Source organism: Thermoplasma sp. (genome assembly GCF_023256435.1).
GTDB lineage: Archaea > Thermoplasmatota > Thermoplasmata > Thermoplasmatales > Thermoplasmataceae > Thermoplasma.
The window spans coordinates 1-23,500 of sequence record NZ_JAGDXM010000030.1 but is presented as its reverse complement, the minus strand read 5'-3'; the positions used below and the strand labels follow the sequence as shown (position 1 = coordinate 23,500).

The 23,500-nt window shown below is 44.0% G+C and carries 23 protein-coding genes, 1 tRNA gene and 1 pseudogene; 13 read left to right on the top strand and 12 right to left on the bottom strand.

What is annotated here, in order from left to right; all coding sequences use genetic code 11:
* Window position 1 precedes the first annotated feature (1 nt).
* The gene (locus Q0C15_RS03815) at window positions 2–1,174 is read right to left on the bottom strand and encodes a thiolase domain-containing protein (RefSeq protein ID WP_297216367.1); all 1,173 of its coding nucleotides are present in this window, start codon (window positions 1,172–1,174) and stop codon (window positions 2–4) included.
* Between the two features lie 444 nt (window positions 1,175–1,618).
* On the opposite strand from Q0C15_RS03815, the gene Q0C15_RS03810 reads away from it, so the two are divergent.
* The 4 genes from Q0C15_RS03810 to Q0C15_RS03795 all read left to right on the top strand — a co-directional run bounded on the left by Q0C15_RS03810 (window position 1,619) and on the right by Q0C15_RS03795 (window position 6,043).
* The gene (locus Q0C15_RS03810; RefSeq protein ID WP_297216364.1) at window positions 1,619–2,464 is read left to right on the top strand and encodes an aldo/keto reductase; all 846 of its coding nucleotides are present in this window, start codon (window positions 1,619–1,621) and stop codon (window positions 2,462–2,464) included.
* Between the two features lie 142 nt (window positions 2,465–2,606).
* Window positions 2,607–3,557, top strand: coding sequence for a pyridoxal-phosphate dependent enzyme (locus tag Q0C15_RS03805; protein WP_297216360.1), 951 nt, complete (start codon window positions 2,607–2,609; stop codon window positions 3,555–3,557).
* A complete protein-coding gene (locus tag Q0C15_RS03800; RefSeq protein ID WP_297216357.1) occupies window positions 3,557–4,591 on the top strand; it encodes a DUF1611 domain-containing protein in 1,035 nt (344 codons plus the stop codon). Before Q0C15_RS03805 ends, Q0C15_RS03800 begins: the two co-directional genes overlap by 1 nt.
* Before the next feature lie 27 nt (window positions 4,592–4,618).
* Window positions 4,619–6,043, top strand: coding sequence for a metal-binding protein (locus Q0C15_RS03795; RefSeq protein ID WP_297216354.1), 1,425 nt, complete (start codon window positions 4,619–4,621; stop codon window positions 6,041–6,043).
* A 4-nt stretch (window positions 6,044–6,047) separates the two neighbouring features.
* Here the strand turns inward: Q0C15_RS03795 and Q0C15_RS03790 are convergent, their stop codons facing one another.
* The 3 genes from Q0C15_RS03790 to Q0C15_RS03780 all read right to left on the bottom strand — a co-directional run bounded on the left by Q0C15_RS03790 (window position 6,048) and on the right by Q0C15_RS03780 (window position 8,717).
* Window positions 6,048–6,539 (bottom strand): DUF367 family protein, encoded by a 492-nt coding sequence (locus tag Q0C15_RS03790; protein WP_297216351.1) that lies wholly within the window; start codon window positions 6,537–6,539, stop codon window positions 6,048–6,050.
* On the bottom strand, window positions 6,536–7,306 hold the full coding sequence (locus tag Q0C15_RS03785; protein WP_297216348.1) for a D-aminoacyl-tRNA deacylase: 771 nt from the start codon (window positions 7,304–7,306) through the stop codon (window positions 6,536–6,538). The genes Q0C15_RS03790 and Q0C15_RS03785 overlap by 4 nt, the downstream gene beginning before the upstream one ends.
* 376 nt (window positions 7,307–7,682) lie before the next feature.
* A complete protein-coding gene (locus Q0C15_RS03780; protein WP_297216345.1) occupies window positions 7,683–8,717 on the bottom strand; it encodes an aminotransferase class I/II-fold pyridoxal phosphate-dependent enzyme in 1,035 nt (344 codons plus the stop codon).
* Between the two features lie 163 nt (window positions 8,718–8,880).
* Here Q0C15_RS03780 and Q0C15_RS03775 point away from each other — a divergent pair, with 163 nt between their 5' ends.
* Window positions 8,881–9,156 carry a hypothetical protein gene (locus Q0C15_RS03775; protein ID WP_297216342.1) on the top strand — a complete coding sequence of 92 codons (276 nt, stop codon included), beginning with the start codon at window positions 8,881–8,883 and terminating at the stop codon, window positions 9,154–9,156.
* 33 nt (window positions 9,157–9,189) lie between these two features.
* Here Q0C15_RS03775 and thpR read toward each other — a convergent pair whose 3' ends face one another.
* Both thpR and Q0C15_RS03765 read right to left on the bottom strand, forming a co-directional pair.
* Window positions 9,190–9,699, bottom strand: a complete 510-nt coding sequence (thpR, locus tag Q0C15_RS03770; protein WP_297216339.1) for an RNA 2',3'-cyclic phosphodiesterase — start codon at window positions 9,697–9,699, stop codon at window positions 9,190–9,192.
* Between the two features lie 2 nt (window positions 9,700–9,701).
* A complete protein-coding gene (locus Q0C15_RS03765; protein WP_297216336.1) occupies window positions 9,702–10,343 on the bottom strand; it encodes a MarC family protein in 642 nt (213 codons plus the stop codon).
* A gap of 133 nt (window positions 10,344–10,476) precedes the next feature.
* Between Q0C15_RS03765 and Q0C15_RS03760 the strand changes: the two genes are divergently transcribed.
* The 4 genes from Q0C15_RS03760 to Q0C15_RS03745 all read left to right on the top strand — a co-directional run bounded on the left by Q0C15_RS03760 (window position 10,477) and on the right by Q0C15_RS03745 (window position 14,733).
* Window positions 10,477–11,157, top strand: coding sequence for a DUF47 family protein (locus tag Q0C15_RS03760; protein ID WP_237265179.1), 681 nt, complete (start codon window positions 10,477–10,479; stop codon window positions 11,155–11,157).
* Entirely contained in the window at window positions 11,157–12,050 is an 894-nt protein-coding gene (locus tag Q0C15_RS03755; RefSeq protein WP_297216331.1) for an inorganic phosphate transporter, read from the top strand. Before Q0C15_RS03760 ends, Q0C15_RS03755 begins: the two co-directional genes overlap by 1 nt.
* Before the next feature lie 150 nt (window positions 12,051–12,200).
* A tRNA-Leu gene (locus Q0C15_RS03750) sits at window positions 12,201–12,285 on the top strand.
* A 522-nt stretch (window positions 12,286–12,807) separates the two neighbouring features.
* The gene (locus tag Q0C15_RS03745; RefSeq protein WP_297216328.1) at window positions 12,808–14,733 is read left to right on the top strand and encodes an acetate--CoA ligase; all 1,926 of its coding nucleotides are present in this window, start codon (window positions 12,808–12,810) and stop codon (window positions 14,731–14,733) included.
* Between the two features lie 58 nt (window positions 14,734–14,791).
* On the opposite strand, the pseudogene Q0C15_RS08010 reads toward Q0C15_RS03745, so the two are convergent.
* Window positions 14,792–15,285, bottom strand: a pseudogene (locus Q0C15_RS08010) (N-acetyltransferase family protein).
* A 343-nt stretch (window positions 15,286–15,628) separates the two neighbouring features.
* On the opposite strand from Q0C15_RS08010, the gene Q0C15_RS03730 reads away from it, so the two are divergent.
* Both Q0C15_RS03730 and Q0C15_RS03725 read left to right on the top strand, forming a co-directional pair.
* Window positions 15,629–16,213, top strand: coding sequence for a class I SAM-dependent methyltransferase (locus Q0C15_RS03730; protein ID WP_297216319.1), 585 nt, complete (start codon window positions 15,629–15,631; stop codon window positions 16,211–16,213).
* A gap of 41 nt (window positions 16,214–16,254) precedes the next feature.
* On the top strand, window positions 16,255–17,121 hold the full coding sequence (locus Q0C15_RS03725; protein ID WP_367181980.1) for a DMT family transporter: 867 nt from the start codon (window positions 16,255–16,257) through the stop codon (window positions 17,119–17,121).
* On the opposite strand, the gene Q0C15_RS03720 is transcribed toward Q0C15_RS03725, so the two are convergent.
* Window positions 17,114–17,728, bottom strand: coding sequence for an N-glycosylase/DNA lyase (locus tag Q0C15_RS03720; RefSeq protein ID WP_297216317.1), 615 nt, complete (start codon window positions 17,726–17,728; stop codon window positions 17,114–17,116). The genes Q0C15_RS03725 and Q0C15_RS03720 overlap by 8 nt on opposite strands.
* A 5-nt stretch (window positions 17,729–17,733) precedes the next feature.
* On the bottom strand, window positions 17,734–18,351 hold the full coding sequence (locus tag Q0C15_RS03715) for a superoxide dismutase (protein WP_110640023.1): 618 nt from the start codon (window positions 18,349–18,351) through the stop codon (window positions 17,734–17,736).
* A gap of 499 nt (window positions 18,352–18,850) precedes the next feature.
* Here Q0C15_RS03715 and Q0C15_RS03710 point away from each other — a divergent pair, with 499 nt between their 5' ends.
* Window positions 18,851–19,789, top strand: a complete 939-nt coding sequence (locus tag Q0C15_RS03710) for an NAD-dependent epimerase/dehydratase family protein (RefSeq protein ID WP_297216313.1) — start codon at window positions 18,851–18,853, stop codon at window positions 19,787–19,789.
* Between the two features lie 60 nt (window positions 19,790–19,849).
* Here the strand turns inward: Q0C15_RS03710 and gcvT are convergent, their stop codons facing one another.
* The 3 genes from gcvT to Q0C15_RS03695 form a co-directional block, all read right to left on the bottom strand.
* Window positions 19,850–20,929 (bottom strand): glycine cleavage system aminomethyltransferase GcvT, encoded by a 1,080-nt coding sequence (gene gcvT, locus Q0C15_RS03705; protein WP_297216310.1) that lies wholly within the window; start codon window positions 20,927–20,929, stop codon window positions 19,850–19,852.
* Window positions 20,930–20,933: 4 nt separating this feature from the next.
* Window positions 20,934–21,545, bottom strand: a complete 612-nt coding sequence (gene pdxT, locus Q0C15_RS03700) for a pyridoxal 5'-phosphate synthase glutaminase subunit PdxT (protein ID WP_297216307.1) — start codon at window positions 21,543–21,545, stop codon at window positions 20,934–20,936.
* Between the two features lie 70 nt (window positions 21,546–21,615).
* Entirely contained in the window at window positions 21,616–22,923 is a 1,308-nt protein-coding gene (locus tag Q0C15_RS03695; protein WP_297216469.1) for a V-type ATP synthase subunit I, read from the bottom strand.
* A gap of 182 nt (window positions 22,924–23,105) precedes the next feature.
* Between Q0C15_RS03695 and Q0C15_RS03690 the strand changes: the two genes are divergently transcribed.
* A partial coding sequence (locus Q0C15_RS03690; protein ID WP_297216304.1) for a transposase occupies window positions 23,106–23,500 on the top strand: 395 nt, incomplete at its 3' end.

The following is a 23,500-nucleotide window of genomic DNA, read 5'->3' as shown; positions in this document are numbered from 1 at the left end:
CTCATATTGAATATATGGTCACATAGGCGTAATGACCGGTTCCACCAACATTGTGCGCCAGAAACCTGCCGTTCCTGACGTCGATCTGTCGTCCATTCTCCGCCTTTCTCAGCAGCTGCTTGGATGCTTCTACCGCCATTGAAACGCCCGTTGCACCGATGGGATGCCCCTTAGATATCAAACCTCCGTCCACGTTCACGGGAATTTTACCTCCAATGTATGTCTCATCGTTCCTTATCATGTCCAGCGCCTTTCCTCTCTCTGCAAAGCCAAGATCTTCGTATGCCATCAATTCGGCAATGGAGAAGCAGTCGTGTACGTCTGCTCCGTCCAGGTGCTTGTAAGGTTTATCCTGATCTATCTTTGCCATCCTGTACGCCTTAGCCGCAGCCTCTCTCGCTGCTTCTATGTGCAGGAAGTCGCTCCTTTTGCTCAGGTTTGCAGTACCGAGGTTTGATCCTATTCCATCTATCCAAACAGGCGTATCGGTATACTGCTTTGCCACATCCTCAGATGCAAGCACCACTGCTGCGGATCCATCGGTTATGGGCGAAGAATCGTAGAGCTTCAATGGAGATGCTATGTACCTGCTCTTCATCACGTCTTCCACGCTTATTTCGTTGTTGAAATGGGCAATAGGATTCAGATGCGCGTAATGATGATTTTTCACCGAAACCAGCGCTAGATCCTCTTCTCTGCCACCGTATCTGTTCAGGTAGGCTGTGGCATATAGTGCATAATAGCCTGGAAATGTCAGACCGAAAAACTCGTATTCCCAGAGGAAGTCACCGGCTCTCCCTATAAGCTCTATGGCTGTTTCACTTTCGACCTCACTCATCTTCTCTATGCCCACAGCTATGGCTATCTTTGAACGACCTGATCTGATCGCATCGTATGCAGATGCTATTGCAGAGCTGCCACTGGCGCATGCGGCCTCCACCCTATGCAGCCCTGCATTCTTTATTCCGAGAACCTCACCTGCCACAACTGCAGCCAGTTCCTCGGAGCTGAATATGCCCATGTTGGATACAACCATATAATCTATGTCCTTTTTATCGACCCCGCTGGATTTGATAGCCTCAGACCCAGCTTCCCATATTAGATCGTACATCGAAGCGTCCGTTCGCTTGCCGAATTTGCTGATGCCGTATCCTATGATTCCTACCCTGCTCATCCTTATCATATTTGTTGCGTATATTTATAATATCTGACATACCCTCATCCTCGAAGGGACTCTATCCTGATTCAAAACGTGTGACTGATGCAGTCTCGACTTAGACATACTACGTAAGGCGTCTCCACAGACGTGAATTCTGGAACGTCATTCCCTGGCTTTATCGATACAATAAAGGGAGCGAATCTCTTTCATGAATGTCTGGCCTTCTTGCTCATTTTTCCGCAAAACCAACACCTTCAGCGACGAAATATGCTGGCCTCTTCCAATAAAAAAGTATGATATCGAGGCTGATCCATTGACCAGATCCGCTTTTTTATCATTGTCTGCAGACTCAGGAAAATGCCATCAGAAAAGTGAGGATCTGTTCACACCGATCTTGCTTCGATCTCCTTCGAAAAACTTTATCGGTGCTTTTAAATTCGATTTTTTCATGCATATGATATGCGAATGACAGAATTCGGCGGAACAGGGAGGAATGTATCGGTTATCGGAGTGGGAACATGGTCCCTAGAGGGGCCCAGATCCGATAACATAAGATCAATACGTTATGCTATAGATCATGGTATAAACTTCATAGACACAGCAGAGATGTATGGAACTGAGGACATAGTTGGTGAGGCCATAAAAGGATACAGCAGGGAGGATCTCTTCATCGCCACAAAGGTGTGGCCAACGCATTTCTCCTACCATGATGTCATAAGATCATGCGAGGAAAGCCTGAGGAAGCTGAAGACCGATTATATAGATCTTTACCAGCTCCACTGGCCCAACCCCTCCATAAGCATAAAGGAAACTATGAGCGCAATGGAACATCTGGTTGATGAGGGCATGATCAGGTACATAGGAATAAGCAACTTCTCGGTCAGGGAGACCGAGGAAGCTATGAAGGCAATGGCAAAATACAGAATAGTTTCTAACCAGCTGGAATACAACGTTGCCACCAGAGAGATAGAGGATGACGGTATATACGACCTATGCAAAAAGAACGGCATGGCCATAATCGCATACAGCCCGTTATCGCATGGAAAGATCTTCGATAATGAGGCAATATTAGATAGGCTGAAGGCCATTGGCAGAAAATATGACAGGAGCCCTGCACAGGTCGCCTTAAACTGGATCATAAACAGAGGGGCTTTCCCCATCCCAAAGGCAAGCAGTATCGATCATATGGCTGAAAATGTTGCATCGGCAGATTTCATCCTTTCAGACGAAGATATGCAAGATCTGAATTCAATATATAGAAGTCATCCCATAAGATCTATAGCTAGCAGATACAAGAATCGCTGATAGCTGATCCATTCAGAGATCCGCTGCGACATCGATTGTATGGCGAATCCGGAAGCGTGCGAAATTTCGAACTTCGTAGATAAAAATTTTAATACTGTATTGCATTAACTTGTCGTACCAGTTTCAAGACTGGTAGATTGGAATGGAAGAACTGCTAAACGTTGAGGCAAAACCCCCGGGGCGTACGCCCACAATAAAAGCGTATGCACTTGGGAATGAGCTCCATTTGAACAACCTTTTTTTGAAGTTCGAAGGAGCAAACGCAACAGGAACTCAGAAAGATCGCATCTCTGAGGCGCATGTTATAAATGCCATGAGAGGAGGATACAATGGAATAGCCGTTGGTACCTGCGGTAACTACGGTGCGTCCATTGCCTATTTTGCTCACAGGTATGGAGTGAAATCTTACATTGGTATACCGAAATCCTATTCTCATGACAGAACAGACTTCATGGAGGCTGAACATGCGGAGATCATCTACTATGACGGAAAATATGAGGAAACCGTTGACTACGTCAGGGATTTCTCAAGGGACAATGGGCTATATGATGCTAGCCCTGGATCTGTAAATTCTGCCATAGATAAGATGATGTATGCCACAATAGCCTTCGAGATCTATGAGGCACTGCTCAGAGTTCCATCTTATGTCATAGTTCCTGTTGGGAATGGTACCACACTGGCCGGCATTTACCATGGCTTCAGGAGGATGTACGAGGAAGGCGTGATCGATCATCTGCCGAGGATGGTTGGCGTAAGCACATCTGGAGGGAATCCGATAGTCGATTCATGGAGGCGCGGATACAGCAGAGTCATCGATCTGAACCCGGATGAAATAAAAGAGACGGCTGTAAATGAGCCTCTCGTTTCCTACAGGTCCTTCGATGGGCAGGACGCGCTCAAAGCCATAAGGGAGACGCATGGAAGGGCCATGTACGTTAGCGATGAGGAGATGATCTACTACTCCAACCTGATCTATAGGGTGGAGGGTTTGAATCCGCTGCCAGCATCAGCTTCAGCTGTCGCAGCGATAAATCATATCAGGATCAAGTCTGATGAAACTGTTGTCTCTGTCATAACAGGGAGGCAGATATAATGGAAAATGCAACAATTCTATCTGAAGGTGTTTTTGGAACTACATACGGAAAGACAGCAAATGGTCTGGTGAGATACAGCAAGCGCTACAAGATACTATCGGTGATAGACTCCAGGCTTGCCGGCCAGGATGCCGGCAATGTGCTGATGCACAGATATGCAGGGATACCCATAATCTCTGGCGTTGAGGAGGGTCTAAGGGGTGGTGCAGAGACTTTGATAGTTGGTATCGCATCAGATGGTGGAGTTCTTCCGGACAGCTACCGCCCATACATAAAGACTGCTATAAACCATGGTATGAACATAGTCAGCGGTCTTCATGACTTCATAAGCGACGATCCTGAATTCTCAAAGCTGGCCAAACGCACTGGATCAAAGATCACGGACGTCAGAAAACTGTTCAAGGAGAGGAAATACTTCTTCACTGGAAACATAGAGAAGGTCAAGGCAAAGAAGATAGCTGTGCTTGGAACGGACAGCGCAATTGGAAAACGCACGACGGCTATATACCTGAACCGCGCTATGAAGGCCATAGGCAAGAAGAGCGTAATGATCGGTACTGGACAGACCTCATGGATGCAGGGATTCAAGTACACGGTCGTCATAGATGCTATAGTGAACGACTTCGTAGCTGGTGCCCTTGAATCTGTAACCTATGAAGCATGGGATGTCGAAAGGCCTGATTACATGTTCATAGAGGGGCAGGGATCCGTTCTGCATCCAGCCTATCCTGGAAGCTTCGAGATCATAGGCGCCACCAGGCCGGACGCGATCATACTACAGCATGCGCCCATGAGGAAGTATTTCGACGGTTTTCCTGGCTATGAGATCCCACCGCTGGAGAAGTTCATAAATATACTGGAGCTTCTTTCCAACAAGCGCGTGATAGCCATAGCTCTCAACACCGAAAATATGGATGAATCGATGATAAAGGAAGAGAAGTCAAGGCTTCAGGCAAAATTCGGCATACCTGTCTTTGACCCGCTGCAGAGGCTATCTTCGGTGACTAGAGAGATAGACAGCTATAAGATCTGAACATTTTTTTAAATTTTTGGTGATATTTTGAGCGTCAGCATTGAAGGTTCAATGCGTTATTATGAGAGAGTCAGGCATTTTGATTCCATCGAGGTCAGCCTGCAATCCGTGACCAACAGGAGGATAAAGGCAAGGATATCGGCAGATGATCTTTCCTTCGATCTCTACTTTGATTACGATGAGGATGTTCCCCTGGACGAACGATTGGCTGGGATGATTGCATCGCTGCCTGTGGTCAACTATGCATATTTCACCAGGGAGATAAGGCTTAATTTTCCGGTATCAGAAAGTTTTCTGAGGCAGCTGAAAGAATTCGTCAGAATAAATAATATAGAGACGTTCGTTAACAGCATAGTCAGAAGAAGATATGAATTTTTCAGGAAGGAATACCTGCCGCGCGACGATGAGATAACACCTGAAAACGCAGCTGGAAATACGGTTGTGAATGCCGAGACGACCTATACAGACGGGTTCCATTTCACAGGGGACAGGAGGAGGGTCGCAGTAATGTCATCGGGTGGCAAGGAGAGCCTCACCACATTCGGCATGCTCAATGAGATCGGGTCGGATGTATTTCCAATATTCTTCAACGAATCCGGCGGCCACTGGAAGACAGCAAAGGTGGCCTACGATCACATGAGGGAAAGATACGGAAACGTGCATAAAGTATGGTCTAACGTTGACCGCTTCTATTCATTCATGAACAGAAACATGAGGATGCTTGATCAGAATGCGATAAGGAAGACGGCAGACAGCTACCCTATACAGATGTTCATATTTCCTGTATATGTGTTTTCGACACTTCCATACGTCCTAAAATACAGGATAGGAAACATAGCACTTGGAGACGAATTCGATGACCCAATCTATCAGGAAAACTACAGAGGAATAAAACATTACTACGGTGTCTATGACCAGACCAATGAGTTCAACGATGCGGTATCCGATCTTCTTAGAGACAACGGGATTCCAGTGAGAGTGTTTTCTGCTGTATACCCGATATTCGGCACTCTGGTCGAAAAGGTACTTGTGAAGAGATACCCAGATCTGCTCAGGATACAGCGGTCATGCCATCTCTGCCATTATGAGGGTAAAGAAATCGTTCCATGCGGTAGGTGCACCAAATGCCTTGGTGTTCTTCTGTTCATACTCAATGCAGGCGGAGATCCCATGGTAGCTGGCTATAAGGAGGATTCTGTCAAGAGCCTGCAGAAGAATCTCGCTGAGGCCAATATGCGCCTGGATCCGGTTGAACTTGAATATCTAAAAGCCTCCGTATTCGATGGAAAAAGGGAAGATAGCCATGTGGAAGGCATTCACATAATTCCTGGAGAGGGGGAGCCATTCTCAAAGGTACCTGAAGAATTCAGAGACGGCATAATGAATATAATAAATCAGTACTCAAATGGCGTTTATAGGATAGAGAATGGAGAGTGGAAGAGAATTTCATGACCTCTTAGAAATAGGCATCCTCTATCTCTGGAATTTTTTCTGGTTCCGCTTCGCTGTATTCATCCAGAGGATTTCTGTTGAGCTGTATGAAGTTCATACCCCAGTTGTACTTTGAGAGTACGGCGAATGCCTCGTCTTTATACCCGATGATGTAAAGCGCTGCAGCAACTGCCTCGATCGAAGAAAGCCTTTCCAGCTTACCGTAGTTGACAGGATTGGCTGCAAGCAGCTTGGGGAGCCTCCTTGCATTCAAAAATTGCATATGGCGGAACGTTTCTTCCCTGTTCCATGATCCCTCTATAACGCATATCCCATGTCTTTCGGCAGCAGGCCGATCTATCTTCGATATGCGCACATCTGTGAATGGGGTGAGCACAAGCTTGTATCCGGTGTTTCCATAGGATATCCGCTTTGCAAGGCCAAACCTTTCAAGCTTTCTCATGGTGGATTTTTTTGGATCATCTTGTTTCAGATAGATAAAATATATGGGGATCATATGGAGATGAGTTCCAGAGAGTTTTCGTCTGCATATTTCTTTATCATATCCCTCACAGATCCCCTTGTGCCCTTCCTGTCCATTATGAATCCTTTGCAACCTGGAGTTTTTTTGACAGCCATATCTATCTCCCAGGGCTCAAGTGTATCATGATCATGTTTTGAGATTATGTGCCCGATATTCACGCTGTTTTCCTTGAAATACTGCTTTATCTTTGGAGCGTAATGTCCGCCGCCAACGCCGACAAAGTTATCGTAGCTTCGAATGTCCGGATTCATTACGGAATCCACGGTGACCCTCAGTGCATCCGGATCGTTCCACTCATTCTCTGTCGTACCAATTTCAACATAATAGTTCGGAATGTCGAACAGGGGGCCGTGATGGGTTGCTTCGAATGTGACCTCAAACTTATCGCCAGAATACAGTTCCATCATCCTTCGAAGAGTTCCTGACATGACAACGGGGCACGAGATGTTTATGGTTCTTGGTTTGCCACCAAGATCTGCGGTCGGCCCGAAGTTTCCCGTGGGATGGGCCGTCAGCGACCTTATATTGGCGGCAGAGGAATGCCTGGATAAAACCACGGCATAATCATATCTTCCTGACAGCGACATATCATGGAATATGTGCCTGTCCTCTATTATCAGCAGGTCAAAATCACCGTGGTTCATAACCCCATTTTTTTCTGTGAATGTGTATTTTTCTGTGAGATAACTGAGCATGCTGAGGCTGGCCGGATCTGATCTCGAAGATATTATAAGATGCATTGTGAAGCACATTTTTGCCTGCTATAAATATATTATCAGCTTTTTTGAATGATCGCGCTAATTTCAGTCTGAAGATTTAAAATTTATTTTCATCGATTTAAACGATTTTCTGATTTCTTTCCATATTAAAGTTTTATATAATAAAAAGCTAGGATCAGAATGATATTTAAAAATTCAGACCTCAGAAACCGGACATTCAGGCTTTCACCCGCGGAAATGTTCGATAAAAAATTTTGAAATATTTATTGGAATAGTGCCGATGCATTCCTAATACAAGCCTATTGATATCACAATATATGGCCCGTTCGTAATATGCATGTACAAGCAGAGATTTATTCACCGATGTGTGGATCAGAATCTTCGACTTAGAGGTGTTTCACCTCTTATATAAAGGGATCTTTCTCAGGTTATCAGAAGCCATGGCGTCTGCAATGGCATTGAGCAGGCGCCTGTTATCCGATCTCGTTCTGATGGCGATCCTATAGCAGTTTCTGCCCAAATCGACATACTCGGATAGATCTCTTATGAGTATTCCGGAACTTATGAGCCTCTCTTTAAGATCTATGTCTGAAGGCGTTCTAAATGCTATGAAATTTGCCCGGGGATTTCCAATTATTTCCAAACCCATTTTTTTCAGCTCTTCCATAACATAGGATCGCTCTTCGTTTACATGCAATATCGTCTTTTCCCTTATTGCATTTAGATCGACTTTTCTAACGAAATCTATAGCAGGTCCGCAGATTGACCAAGGTTCATCCATATCTTTTATCATACTGAACAGCTGCTGGCTTATCAATACATAGCCTATCCTCAAGGCCGGTATGGCAAGTATCTTTGTCAGGGATCTGCCTATTATGATATTATCCGTCTTCTCTGCAAGCCTGACAATGGCCTCGGAGTGATCCGGAACGAAGTCCCCAAATGCCTGGTCGACGAAAAGAATGCCACCAAACCTGTTCATCTCTTCAGAGATCTCTTCGATGAGATCCACATCTACGATATCGCCTGTTGGGTTCACTGGCGAACAAAGGAATAGCGAGTCCGGCCTGTAGGATCTTATGATTTTTGGATTCTTCTTGATGATGTTCAGGCTCAGCGACGAGACTTTCGAACCTGAGACTGCCAGGGATGCTTCGTATTCGTTGAAGTTTGGGGTGATCACCAGCGATCTCCTGAAGCCGAACCATACCGGTATCTTGTATATGAAATAGGTGAGACCTGGCCCAAGCATAACCCGCAGTGTCTTTGTTCCGGTATATTTCATTATCTTATACTGTAAGTCTTTCAGGGATAGTTCAGGGTATCTGGAAAGCGCTCCAGTATCCAGGAATGCATTGACATTGGCACTGAAATCCATAACGCTGCTGGAATTATTCAGATATCTGTATATATCTCCACCATGTTCTTTCATACCTCGACCTCATAGAACATTGTCAGAATGCTCTGGATGTTATCCTTTATCAGGTTAAAACTTGTCTGCTGAATGCCATGCATCCTGTCCTTTTTGATACGTATTGTCTGAGTTTTTCATTCCCAACGTTTATTAAGGAAATAAAATTAGGCTCTAAGATACCATGGAAATGATTGAGATAAGAAAGGGCGGAAAGTACACAGTTGTTTCTAACAGCGGCAACGATAAACCACTCATAACGAAGGGGGAATTTGTAGGATACACGATAATAGGAGAGGAAGGTGCGGTGTGTTTTAGAACAGTCGGTGACGATGGCAAACCCATACTGAGGCTTATACCAGTATCCAACCTGATCTCCATCGAGTTCTCGGAAGACGATCTGGTCACGACAAAGAAAAGCGAAAACAACGATAAGGATAAGACAACGTACATAAGCTAGGCTGTGAATTCTGAGATATAATGAGTGATCCTATCATTCTGATGCCTGAGGTGCAAGTTTGCTGCAGCAGACTTTCGTGTATACCGGACCAGAAGGCCTCAGATCGCTGCTGAATAGGCACACCTCATCGATATGATATTTTTCACTCTTAAATTCGATATGTGGCATGATTATTTTCTGTTTAACCCTCCCTATGGTTATGTGGGGTACAAAATCCTTCTCCAGCGTGACGAATTTTCCTACCTCTGCCAGAAGCTGATATAGCCCATCTGATCTGCAGTCCACATAGATGACTCTAGGCCTGGACATGGACGGAAATGCTCCGATCCCTTCTGTTTCTATATCAAATTCATGCGCCCTTAGATTTTTAATGCCTTCGCAAATCTCTTTGGTTTTCCTCTCATCTATTTCTCCAAGAAATTTTATTGTCAGATGTATGTTCGTATGCTCCACTACCTTTATGCCCTTTATTCTGCTGAATTCATTGAACACACCGGAAAGATAATCACTGGGTCTTATCTGTACCGCTATGAATGCCCGCATAACTATGCCCCCATGATGGTCTTTACTATGAATGCAAGGCCGGTCACCATGAAATCCACCGCAATGGCCGCAAGTAGAAGACCCATTATCCTGGAAATTATCAGGGATCCGGTTTTACCTAGATATTTAAAGATGGAGGAACTGAAGTGCAGTATGAAGTATGACATAACAACCACAAGCAAAACGGCTATGATGACCGCGATCTTTTCAGGCACGTTCACGCTGTATGAATTGAAATATATTATGGCCGCAGTTATGGATCCTGGGCCTGCCAGGAGAGGTGTACCTATGGGTGCTATTCCTATGGAGGTTCTCTCGATGCTCTCCTCCTTTTCTACAGGTGTGAGCTTGGTGGTCGAGGTTCTGCCCTGAAGCATATCGAACGCCACCTTGAAGAGCAAAACGCCGCCTGCGACCTTGAAATCGTTGATATTTATCCCAAGAACCTCAAATATATAAATACCTATGAGCATGAAGCTGAACAGCATTAGGGCTTCTGACATTGTGGCATAACGTACGACCCTTTCAAAATCTTCTTGGGTGTATCCCTCTGTCACGGATACCAGTACAGGAAGCGCGCCTATTGGATTGACCATGGCGAAGAGCGCAATGAACACCGTGACAAGGTACAGTACTATGCTCATCCTTATTGCGGAGGTATTTTCTGCATAGATAAAATTATATTGATCAGGTTCTGCTCATACCGCTTTATCTATGAAAGATTGCTAAAAATATATATTGAAATAGGATTAAATATCCGTTGATAATAAGGGAAGAATGGTCAATTCTCACTTTTTGAAGAAGATAATATCTGTTGGTGAGAAAGATATAATGTCACGTTTGGTCGATTATACGGAGCTGGCTTACAAAGAGAGCGATATATTGATAGATATGCTGTCTAACCGCAATTCGCTTGTAGAAAAGAATGAGGAGATCAAGGAGATCGAGAAAGTTGGGGACGAGCTTGATATATCCATAAGACAGGATGTAACCAAAGGTGCGATAAGCCCAACGCTCATGAACAGCATGTTACAGCTTGTGGAAAAATGCGATGATATTATAGATACTGGATATTTCATAAGCAGGGAGATAAAGAGGATGTTCCTAGACTATGCAGGTGGAATGGAGAAATGCATAAACCTAGTGACAAAGACATATTCCACCTTCATATCGATGCTTGAATACAATAAAGCGTCTCTTAAACATCTCAACCAGATGCTCACCGCTTCTGAAGACGAGAAGATCCGTGATGAAAGGATAGCAATAGAGAAGCTGGAGGAGAAGGTAGATGAACTCAAGGATGACACTTTTGATTACATATACAGGAACGCCGACGGCCTTCCGTATCTTGTGTTTTCGCATCTGATAGATTTAACGCACAAAATAGATGATATGCTCGATGACTGTGAGGATGCAGCCGATCTCATAATAACGATAACAAGGTCGATAACCAGCTGATGCTAGCCATACTCATATTCTCATTCCTGCTCGTCATACTCGTGGCAGGCAACAATTCGTCCGCTGTATCTGGGACCATAATAGGTTCCAAGATGATGAACAGGTACACAGCGCTGGCCATAACATCGGCGGGTTATGTGGCCGGATACCTTACTGAAGGCAGATTCCTTCAGCATGCAGTCGTGGAACTTCTTCCCTTCAGGCCGGAATATGTACTGTTTGCCATCATTGCTTCGTTCATCATATTCTCCATAGCCTTCTTTGTTAAGGTCCCGATATCACTCACCATGGCCCTTGTGGGTTCGGCTATTGGCCTCTCGTTGAAGCTGAGGTACACAGCTGACCTTTCTTTTCTGACAGAGATAATCATAGCCTGGATTGCTGCGCCCATAGTATCGATCGTGTTCTCGTATATCTTCAATGATAGGCTGTCGCGGATGAAGCACAGAAACCTATGGTCTTATGCTGCAGGGATTAAGCTGATGCTTATCTTAACGGCAGTATTCACTGCATTCACCCTCGGAGCAAATACAATAGGGTTTCTCGGCGATATATCAGGTACAGGAGCATTGAATGAAGTGCTTATATCGATTGGATCTGTGATAGGCACCTTCTTCTTCAGTTCAGGAATTATAAGGAGCGTTTCGCAGAACATGTATATGATGAAGTACACCAATGCATTCAGCTCGCAGCTCGTTTCCGCAATTGTTGTTGAGATTTCAACCATATTTTCTATACCGATGTCCAACACACAGACGCTGACTTCAGCAGTTCTAGGTGCCGGATTGTCTTATAAGGCTAAGGCAATATATCTCAAGCCGTTCTTCTACATAGTGATAATGTGGGTGCTATCCCCCATAATTGGCATGGTGTTCACATACATGCTTGCATAATTCCCACAGATAATCTGTCCAGTGCAAAGAATAATGGGAAAAATTGATAAACGGCTATACAATAAGCCTCAGCCGATATCACAGATCTATTCCTGCGATGCGGCCTTCACTGTGCCATATTGCGGGGTGCTGACCTGTGGATACTGGTATGCGGAGGTTGTCGAGACTGGTCAAAGGCGCCAGATTGAGGGTCTGGTTCCGTAGGGATGCGAGGGTTCAAATCCCTCCCTCCGCATATTATATGGCGATGTTGCCATTTATGATCCTCATTTCTATATGTATTTGATCGGGAAAAAGTGGATATCCTTATAATCTGCTGTTCCTGGATCGCCATCGAGAAGGTTGTAGAGATCACTGACGCTCAATGACGTACAGCTGCATCTTGTCCTGACTTTCGTTCGCGCCGTAAGTCAATGGAACATCTAACTTAAGCATTTAGATCCAAATAGATTGAACAACAGATTTGTCATTTCCTTGGTGCTATAACACCAATTTTCCTGACGAAATACATATCGTAGATCCTTCTTTCAAGAATTATCCATTCTTGTAAACATTTTTCGTACCTGCTATACCTTAAAAAGCACATATATCGGTTACGCCTCACTATTGAACGACCAAGATGCTCTGAACAAAGCTATTAAAGTTTGCATCTATATTCTATATTTAATTTAGATATGGAATATTTCTTAATATAATTAAATTATACATATAAAATGTAAATATAAGATTTTAAAAACATTTAAATAACATGAGTTTCATGTTATCTATTGCCATGTCTTATGACGTACCGGATTTTATCATAAAAAGTGAAGAAATAAAGATGGTGGATGAGAATAAAAGCAGAGACTTCATGAAATTGCTTGAATTTTCAAAGAGCAATCCAGACAGGTTCTGGGATCAGATCGCGTCCGAACTGAGATGGAAGAAGAGGTGGAATTCCGTGATGGAGGGGTCTTTGCCAGATTTCAAATTCTTCACCGGTGGCTACATGAACGTTGCAGAGAATTTGATAGACAGAAATCTTGAAGACGGCTATAACCGGCTCGCACTGATATTCGAAAGCGAGACTGGAAAGAGCTCTGCCTATACCTACGGCATGCTGCAATCCATTGTGGATAGACTGGCGAGTGCGCTGCATTCATTGGGAGTGAGGCGAGGAGACAGGGTCTCAATTTTTCTGCCAAATATCCCCGAAACCCTGTTCAGCGTACTTGCCTGCTACAGAATCGGTGCTGTTTTCAATACTATATTTTCAGGGTTTTCAGCCCAGGCGCTGGAGAACAGAGTTTCACATTTTGGACCAAAGATCCTGATAACGGCGGATGGCACCTACAGGAGAGGAAAATTAGTGGAACTTAAGAATAAGGTGGATCAGATAAGATCGGTGACTGTAGAAAAGGTGCTTGTTGTAAGGAACGCTGGAAACGAAATTACGATGAAAGACAGGGATATTGATTTCAATGAGGCCCTGCAATCTGCACCAGAAGAAAATGTGAGCGAATACGTTGAAGCCAATGATCCAGGCATTGTATTCTACACCTCAGGAACGACAGGAAAACCAAAGGGAGTTGTCCTTTCGGGTGTAGGTTTTCTGGTTAACAATTACGTGTATGCCAGGCACCATCTGGATCTGAAAGCTTCAGACATACTGTGGTGCACAGCCGATATAGGATGGCTAACTATGCATATCTGGGGTATAGTCGGCGCTCTATCAAATGGTTCCACAACGCTATTCTATGAAGGTGCAATGGATTATCCGTCTATTGATACATTTTACAGGATAATAGAGAAATACAGGGTGACAAAGGTTTTCACAGCGCCAACGCTCATAAGGATGCTTATGAGATACGGAGATCCAGAGAGAAAGTATGACGTTTCATCTGTCAATGTGATAGGACTTGTTGGAGAACCTTTGAATCCAGAGGCCTGGAACTGGATGCATGATCACTTTCCATCCGCATACATAAACAATACCTGGGGGCAGACGGAAACTGCCGGAACTCCGCTTGCTGGTTCTGCATTCGCCACCGGTATGAAGCCTGGATCCAGCGGCATAGAGTTCCTCGGCTCACAGGTTGATGTTGTTGATGACAGCGGAAATCCATTGACGGGAGTTCCAGGAAATTTGGTCATAAGGAGACCGATACCAATGATGATAAGGGATCTGTGGAACGAGCATGACAGGTTCTTGAGAGAGTACTATGGAAAGATACCTGGTGTATATTACACATACGATGTGGCGCTGAAGGATTCAGATGGGCACTTCTGGGTGCTTGGAAGAAACGATGACGTCATAAACGTTGCAGGGCATCGCCTAAGCACGATGGAGATGGAGAGTGTCGTTGCAGAGATAGATTCGGTTGCAGAATGTGCTGTGATAGGGGTACCTGATGAAATAAAAGGCCTTGTTCCTGTTGTATTTATTATGCCCAAGAACAACGCAAGGATCGATGGAATAGAGGAGGACGTTGCAAGAAAGATCGAAGAGGGTATAGGCAGGTTTGCCAGGCCGTCAAGCATCATACTTGTGGACGAAATGCCCAAGACGCCCAGCGGAAAGATACTGAGACGCTTCCTAAGGGAGGTATACGTGCATGGAGACATAGTCGGAGACAGGACAGGGCTTGAGAATCCATCCTCCATAGAGAAGCTGAAATCTGCAATATTGAAGAAGGCAAGCTGATCATGAATACGCAGCGTTACATCCACTTTTTAATTGAACTGAAACGGATTCATGCTTTTCAAAGAATTTTCTCCATGGACATAACATCGAAAAATGAACCGTTGATCTTACCATGATCTCTGAAGATGCCTACGATCCTGCATCCCATCTTCCGATATAGTGCCTGGCCTGCCTCATTGAATGGAAATGCCGTCAGTGCAATCTTATGGAAGCCGTCAGATCTTGCGGTATTCTCTATATGCCTCAAAAGTTCGGTTCTGATACCACACCACGAAATTCACGACGTATATACACTGAGAGGTCGGCTGTACCAGCATGGACCATCCTATCAGAAAATAGGTTCATGGAAACACATCCAACTATTATGCCGTCCTCAGCTTCCGCAGCAATAACCGAATATCTGCCAGTGTGCTTCTGCATCCATCTTTCCATGTATTCCAAGTCCTTTGTGTCCTACTCCAGTGTAGCTATCCTGTCTATGATTCTCTGATTGTATATTTCCAGAATGTTCTTGAGATCGTCATATATCGCTGATCTGATGTGAAATTTCATACTGGCACAAACGCTTTCGCAAGAAGAATTTTCTGCGTATGCTTACAGACCAATCTTCATGATGCCTTAATCTCATTTCCTTCTTCTAAGGCAGATGGCATGTTGAAGCCATTGTCATGCCTAGGTATTGATGTTATAGCATAGAAGGCTGTTTTTTCCTCTAAACATCATCATTCTGATTACGGAATCCCATAGCCATGACCGTAAGTCCAATCCATACATCGTTCATGTACAAATGCACTTTTTTCAAAAATACGTGTAAATTAGATACATCTTGGATCATCTTGGTCAATGACGTTGAAGATTAATAATATTAATAGTTAGTTGAGTTATTTATTAGATTATGGACGAGATGATAGGATATTTCGACGAAAACGTTTCAAAATATGATTCATGGTATGATAAGCATGAAAGGGAATACCATGAACAGCTTGAGTTCATAAGGGAGAGACTTCCCTCTGGAAAAGGGGTTGAAATAGGCGTCGGTACAGGCCGTTTTGCTTCCCAGTTGGGCATACCTGTCGGCGTTGATGCATCAGAAAAGATGCTTTCATTGGCAGCCAGCAGGGGCATATTTCCCATCATGGCTTATGCAGATCGCCTTCCATTCATATCTGGCTATTTCGACTTTTCCATATTCATCGTTACCATATGCTTTCTTGATGATCCTGTCGCATCGCTGAAGGAGGCCGGCAGGATATCCAAAGAGGTCATATCCGTCATTCTCGAGGCTGGTACAGAATATACGAATAGACTTCAGCAGGAGAAGAAAGGCTTTTACGCCTATGCCAAATTTTACAGCGAGGCAGATATGGTCAGGATGTATACCATGGCTGGCCTGAAACTGATCAGGAATGAATACTCGGATCTATACACCGGAGGCATGCGGTACAGGATAAGATATGTCGCAGGCATAAACCAAAGATAAATAATTAATACAAAGACATATTAGCGTAATCAGGTGGTTGGATCGATTCTGACACAGTTGGATATTTTGAGATACTTGTATCTACAGTTTTCTGGGGACTCATACCTATAGTATCGATAGTCATAGGCTTCCCTTCACCTGTATTCGTCTTCTTCAGGGTCCTTGTGTCCGCCCTGTTCTTCTATGCCATAAACAGGAAGGGATTGAAACTGCGGGAATTCTTCAGATGGCCTGTGCTGGTTTCTGGAGTTCTCCTTGGAATAAACTGGATATCGTTCTTCTATGCTGTGGACATCATGCCCGTATCGATGGCCGTAGTCATCTACTATTCAGGGCCTGCGATAGCGATATACCTAAGCTTCATCGCCGGAGAGAGGCCGAACAGGATGGCTATGATCGGAGGCTCATTCTCATTTGCCGCAACGGCACTCATGTTCCTGCAGTCGGTAAATTTAAGCCTCTACGGATTTGCTGTTGCCATGATATCAGGCCTGAGCTATGCAATGATAGCCATAATTTCAAGAAAGGCTGTGGATCGCCTGAGATCATCGGATCTTGTGATGTACCAGACGCTTATAGTGCTGATTATGACAGCACCGTTCCTGGCCTTCATGAGATTCCATTTAACATATGTCAACGTAGCACTGATAATATTTGCTGGAGTGTTTCAAACCGGCCTTGCACTCATACTGTGGTATGATTCTCAGAGAAGGATAGGAATACAGACCGTGTCTGTGCTCAGCTACCTTGATCCGGTCTTTGCGGTGATATTTGCCTTTCTGATACTCGGCCAGAAACCAACGATCCTTGCAGTCATATCCGTATCCATGATACTTGCTTCAGGATCGATTGTATCATACAGTAATATCAGGGCACTTAGAAAACTTGGCGAGAAGACAGTCATTTGATGACCGTTCCGGTCTCGCTGTACCAGATGAAGAGATCTAGTATGCCTGGTTCCACGCCCAGGCTGGCTGATAACCCCCTGAATATTTCCTCATTGTAAAGGTAGTTCTTCCTGCTTGAATTCTTCTTAACTGGATAGTACTGCGACATCCATTTCATTATATGCTTGTCAAGTATGGCAAAATCAAAAATTCCCACGTTTCTGAGGAAATGGGATGCCTCCTTGTATCCGACGCCATACACATTTTCAACCAGGTAATCCCTTGATCCTTCGTGATCACTCGACTTTACGATTTCCGGCAGTTCGTCTATGATCGATCGCGATCTCACTATGAAATCCGATCTCACATTATAGAATCTGTACTTATTTGTCTTCAGAGCGTTCCTAAGTTCATCCCTTGACATGTAAAGGAAACCATCTCCAATCGCCTCCTGCATTCTCAGGCTCATGGATGCAGATGTGTTTGCAGCGAGTATGCAGAAAACAAGTTCTTTAAAGAGTGTCTCCTTGGAGGATCTGCCTATGGATCTAAATTCTTCAGCCTTACTGTATATAAGCGATCTTACGTTATCATCATCTAAAAAAGGTACGGATATAATGGTATCCATAAAAATTAGGATTTAAAAGCCTCGTACGCCTTCTTTGCCCTGTTCAACCTGTCAAGCACCACAGGCCAGTTGACATTCTTGAGGAATGCGTCAAGATATGGTGCCCTCTTTGCTCCATAGTCCACATAGTAGGCATGTTCGTACACATCCATGGTGAGTATGGCTATGGAGTTCCATATGAGTCCAACGTTGTGCGCATCTGATCCTATGTTCCTCAGCTTTCCATAGTTCAGATCGAATACTAGGATTGCCCATCCCCTGAACGCTGTTCCGGTTGCCTTGAAGTCCTCAACCCATTTCTCATAGGATCCAAAGTCCTTTGCAACTGCATCCTTGAACTCCTTTGGTACCTCGGAGTGTTTTGGTGTGAGGCCCTCGAAATATAGTTCGTGAAGAAGTGAACCGCCGTAGTTGAATGTCTCCTCAAGCTTGAGCGCCCTGAACTCACTGTAGTTCTGATTTGCCTTGCTCCTGTCCACATCAGGCAGTCTGCTCCATATCTCATTCAGCTTGTTAACGTATCCCTTATAATGCACATCAAAGTGGTTGTCTATCTGAACGTCTGATATACCTTCCAGTCCTCTTGGTTTCAGTTTTTCCTTTATCTCCCATGTTTCTGCCATTTTTTCACCACTACTCTATGTATTCTTCGTTTAAAAATTTTTTTAAATCTAATTATTTTTTGATAATAATTATGATTTACATGAAATTATCCAAAGGTATGCATTCCGTTTCCTTTACCTTGATGCTTCCGGATTCCCTTGTACGGGAAAGCCAATCTTCAAATGATTCATCGTCCATTGTGCGCGCCCTCTGAATTTCTGAGAGGCAGTCTGAGCAGTATAATCCTGAGTATATTGTTGATCCGCATATTATGCAGTGGAGCTTCTGCGACATGAGGATAAGCATGGCGTTGCCGTAAAAATTATTTGCGCATCTACTTGAAAATCCGTAGTTTCTTATTAATCCGTTCATAGATATTTTTCATCATTCATTTACAGTGATCCTGAACGATAAATTACATCTGCACGTGGTAATCTTCAAATATTGGTTGGAGAACATATCATATTGTGATGGTAAGAGAGTGCGAATAACTATTATTATAAAGCAGATTACCTTAAGATGAAGGGAAAACATGTAATGATTACGGGTGGTGCCGGTTTTATCGGTTCGAATATGGTTGAGATGTTGCTGGAAGAGAATGATGTGACGGTGATAGACAACCTGAGCATAACGGATGATAGATACATAAGGCCGTTCATGGGAAGAAAGAATTTCAATTTCATAAAGGAGGATATAACAGAGTCCGTAACACCCGGAGAATATGACGCAGTGGTGCATCTTGCGGCGGACTCTGATGTGAGAAACGGATCCCAGGATCCCACTATTGATCTTCGTTCAAACGTTATCGGAACGGTAAATGTGCTTGAGATGATGAGGAAGAACGACATAAAAGACATACTCTTTGCTTCAAGTTCAACGATATATGGCGAGGCAAAGATAATACCTACGCCAGAAAACTATGGTCCTCTGCTTCCGATATCATCCTATGGCGCTTCCAAACTATCCGCAGAGGCTTTCATATCATCATATTCGCACTATTACGGCATCGATGCGAAGATATTAAGATTCGCAAACATAGTTGGCAAGAACTCAACGCACGGCGTTATATTTGACTTCATAAACAAGCTCAAGAAGAACAGCAGCGAACTTGAGGTTCTTGGCGATGGGACGCAGGCTAAATCTTACATGCATGTGACGGACTGCATAAACAGCATGTTCTACGTTTATGAAAAGGTGAAGGGAACCGATGTTTTCAACCTTGGTAACGATGATGTTACAAACGTAGATACCATTGCCAGGTATGTTATAGAGGCTATGGGACTGAAGAATACCAAGATAGTGCACCGCGGAGGCTATATGGGAAGAGGATGGCCCGGGGACGTCAAGTACACAAGGATGGATGTGAAGAAGCTGAAGGAGACTGGATGGAAAAACAGATACAGCAGCGATGAGGCTGTTAAGGTGGCCATAGAGGAGATAAAGAGACAGATTTTATAAATTATTTATATTTAATAAAACAATTAAATAGAGAGGGAGGGGTGTATTTCCACTGCAACCTCATTTCACTATCCTGGGTCTGGTTACGGTGGCAGTATGATCGGCGGAACGGATCTCTATCATGACCTGTGTATTCTCCTTTGAATAAGCCTTTTCTATATATCCAAGTGCAATCCCCTTATTCAGAACAGGTGATATCGTTCCACTGGTCACGATCCCGATCTTCTTTCCATCAATCTTGATTGGGTTCCCGGGTCTGGGTATCCCATCTGAAAGTATGAATCCCCTGAATATCTCATGATCTGTGCCTTTTCTCTTCTCAAGAGCACTCTTGCCTATGAAGTCGTTCTCGTTGTTCACTATGAATGATATGGAAGCTTCGTATGGATCTCTGTCTTCATTGAAATCATGCCCTGAGAGGAGCATACCCTTCTCCATACGCAGAGTATCCCTGGCCCCTAAGCCAGCAGGAAGACCACCTCTCTTGCTTATGGATGCCATGAGCATTTTCCACAGATCTACAGCGTATTCATTCGGTATTATAAATTCTACGCCTTTCTCTCCAGTGTAACCTGTTCCTGATATAATAATCTGATCCTTACCTGTTATGGCATTCTCATATTTTCCATCTGCGTACTGGAATTTGAAATAGCCTGGATATGAGTATCCAATCTCGGCAAGAACGTCATCTGACTGCGGTCCCTGCAGGGCTATGCTAGATATCTTATTTGACACGTTGTTTATCTTAACATCATATCCCTTTGAATGATCCATCACCCATCTGTATATTTTATCCGTTGTTCCTGCGTTTGGCACAAAGAAGAATGAATCCTGACCCATTCTGTAAACTATAGTATCATCGATCATCAATCCATCATCATTGAGAAAAGCAGTATAGACACATTCTCCATTCTGCAGCCTGCTCACCTGTGTCGGAAACATGTGATCAAGGAATCTTGAAGCATCCTTTCCGATCACGGTAATGTCGCCCATATGCGATACATCAAATATGCCAACATGTTTCCTGACGGCCATATGCTCATCTATTATACTTCTATAATAGAGAGGCATATCCCATCCGTTGAACTCCGTAAACTTTGCGTTGAGCCTTGCATGTTCATTATAAAGTACTGTCCTCATACCATCACCTTTTCACATCTGCAGTGGAAATATACCCCCCTCTCCCCCATGCCATGGATATGAAGTATTCATGTATCCTCGCATCGCCCGTGAGTTCAGGATGGAACGTCATGGCCAGTATGTTTCCCTGCCTGACCATCACTGGAGTTCCATCGAGCGCTGCCATGACCTCAGATCTTCCAGGATCCTCTATGACCGGAGCCCTTATGAAAACGGCTGGAAATCTTCCTATTCCTTTTATGTCCACATCCGTTTCGAACGACATGACCTGCCTCCCGTAGGCATTTCTCTTTACCGTTACATCTATGAGGCCCATCCCCTTGACCCTCTCGTCATTTGTTTCCTTGGATATTATTATGAGTCCTGCACATGTCGCCATCACAGGCATACCATCACTGGCCCTCTGCTTTATTGCGTCATATAAGCCATATTCCGTTATCAGTTTGTATATAGTGGTGCTCTCCCCGCCAGGTATGATCAGAGCATCTACTTTCTGGAGATCCGCGATTCTCCGTACATCAACCGTTTTGACTTCCCTATTCTTTCTTGAAATCTTCTTCAGCATGTTCAAGTGTTCCTGAACATCTCCCTGAAAACCTATGACTCCTATATTCATATCACATACCACCTTCATATGGGGAAAAAGAAGGTATCATCGTCTTTATATCGCTTACATGCTTAAACGTTTATCTACCATTTTCCAATTCTATTCCATTTTCTGTGTATTTCCTCTGGCTTCTGAACGGCCTGAACAGCCTTCCATTGCCATGATAGAACTTTGAGAAGAACTCAACGTATATCAACCTTGCACCCTGGATTCCAGGCTCAAACACAGCAAGAACAAGGTTGAACGTCTGTCCAAATATGAGTATTATTATGCCAAGTATTGCCAGTGCGATGGAATGCGATACCAGACTCCTGATAAAGACAAGATCGATTATCTCCGCTATAACGACGCTTGCTATGAGTATACCAACAAGCCTGAGATATGAGAGTATATGGCTTATTATTGACGGCATTTCTATGAATCCCTGTGATTTTTCCTTTATTGCTATGAGCGGTATTCCGACTACGATGAGTGCAACAGCAGCCAGATTTGTTATCCCTGTGCTGACGCTGAACGTTAGATCATGATGTATCAGGTTCAGGCCTATTGTTGCAATGCCGACGGCAAAGAACAGCCAACCTAGGCGATCCATAGCACCCTTAACATCATGCATCCACAGATCCTCTATGAATCCGAGTATGAATCCGAACGCCACCATTCCAAGGCCTATGTAGCCTGCTATTAACATCAATTTAGGAAGCACGCTGTACACATGGAATACGGTGAACGGAAGTATGGCGAAACCGAAGAACTGATTGAAGAGCACACCCGCTATTATGGCGACTATAGATGAAGGTATAAGCGCCTTGGCCAATATCTTGAGGGACTGCGGAGACATTATCATCAGTATGAATCTGCTCAGGACTTTTGGTATATGACTCCTGGCCGGCGGATGATCAACACGGTGTATTATGAAGAGAGAGAGTAGCAATATAGCTAGGCCATAGCCCCAGTCTCCAACCATGAGTCCAAAGAATACGGGGAAGACAAGGGCAAATATCAGCGTTGGATCATACTCCGTGCCTTCTGGAAGGGAATAAAATTTTATGAAGAATTCAAACAGCGATATCCTCCTCGGATTTCTGAGGAGCGTTGGTGGGATTTCATCAGTATCCACCTTTGATATTATACAGCTGTTGCCTGTTACCCTGTTGATCGTTGCATTTACCATATCGAATGAATCAGCCGGCACCCAACCCTCGATTGCGAAGGTGTATTCCGTACCCTTGAGCTTATCCTCAACTTCTATCTTCCTGGCCTCGATCTCCAGAGCTTCCCTGATCTGTACTATCCTCTCATAATACTTGTCAGATATATCTTGCAGATGCTTCTGAATCTCCTGTCTTGCCTGATCCAGCTTCTTCTTCTCATCCTGAAGCATGCTGATGACTTCATCAGGCTTACCCTTCAGCTCCGGTATGTGAGCGCCATCAAGCGTACTAAAAAGTCAGCTGACAGTATTCACATGATTGCAGGTGTTGATTTGCATAAATCAACCATGAATATAGCTGTAATGGATGATGAGGGACACGTAATAAAAGTAGGCTTCCCGCTGATCCAGATGAGCTGATGAATTTCTCAGAATCCCTTCCAGCAAATTCGGACATCGTTATAGAAAGCTCATCAACATGGTACTGGGCGTACAGGATATTATCGGAAAGGCATCATGTAGTTTTATCTAACCCGTTAAAGACAAAAGCTATAGCTTCCGCTAAGGTGAAGACAGATAAAATTGATGCATTAACTTTAGCTAATCTGCTGAGAGGAGGATATATAGCTGAATGCTATATACCATCTAACGAATTGATGCAGCTAAGGGAGCTAGTCAGATATAGAGCTGAGCTTGTGAGGATGAGGACAAAGATGAAGAACAACATACACGCAATACTTCTCATGTACAACGTAAAGGTTGAAGGTTATCCTTTTACTCAGGAGTATATAAACAAGCTGAAGCAATTGAACGA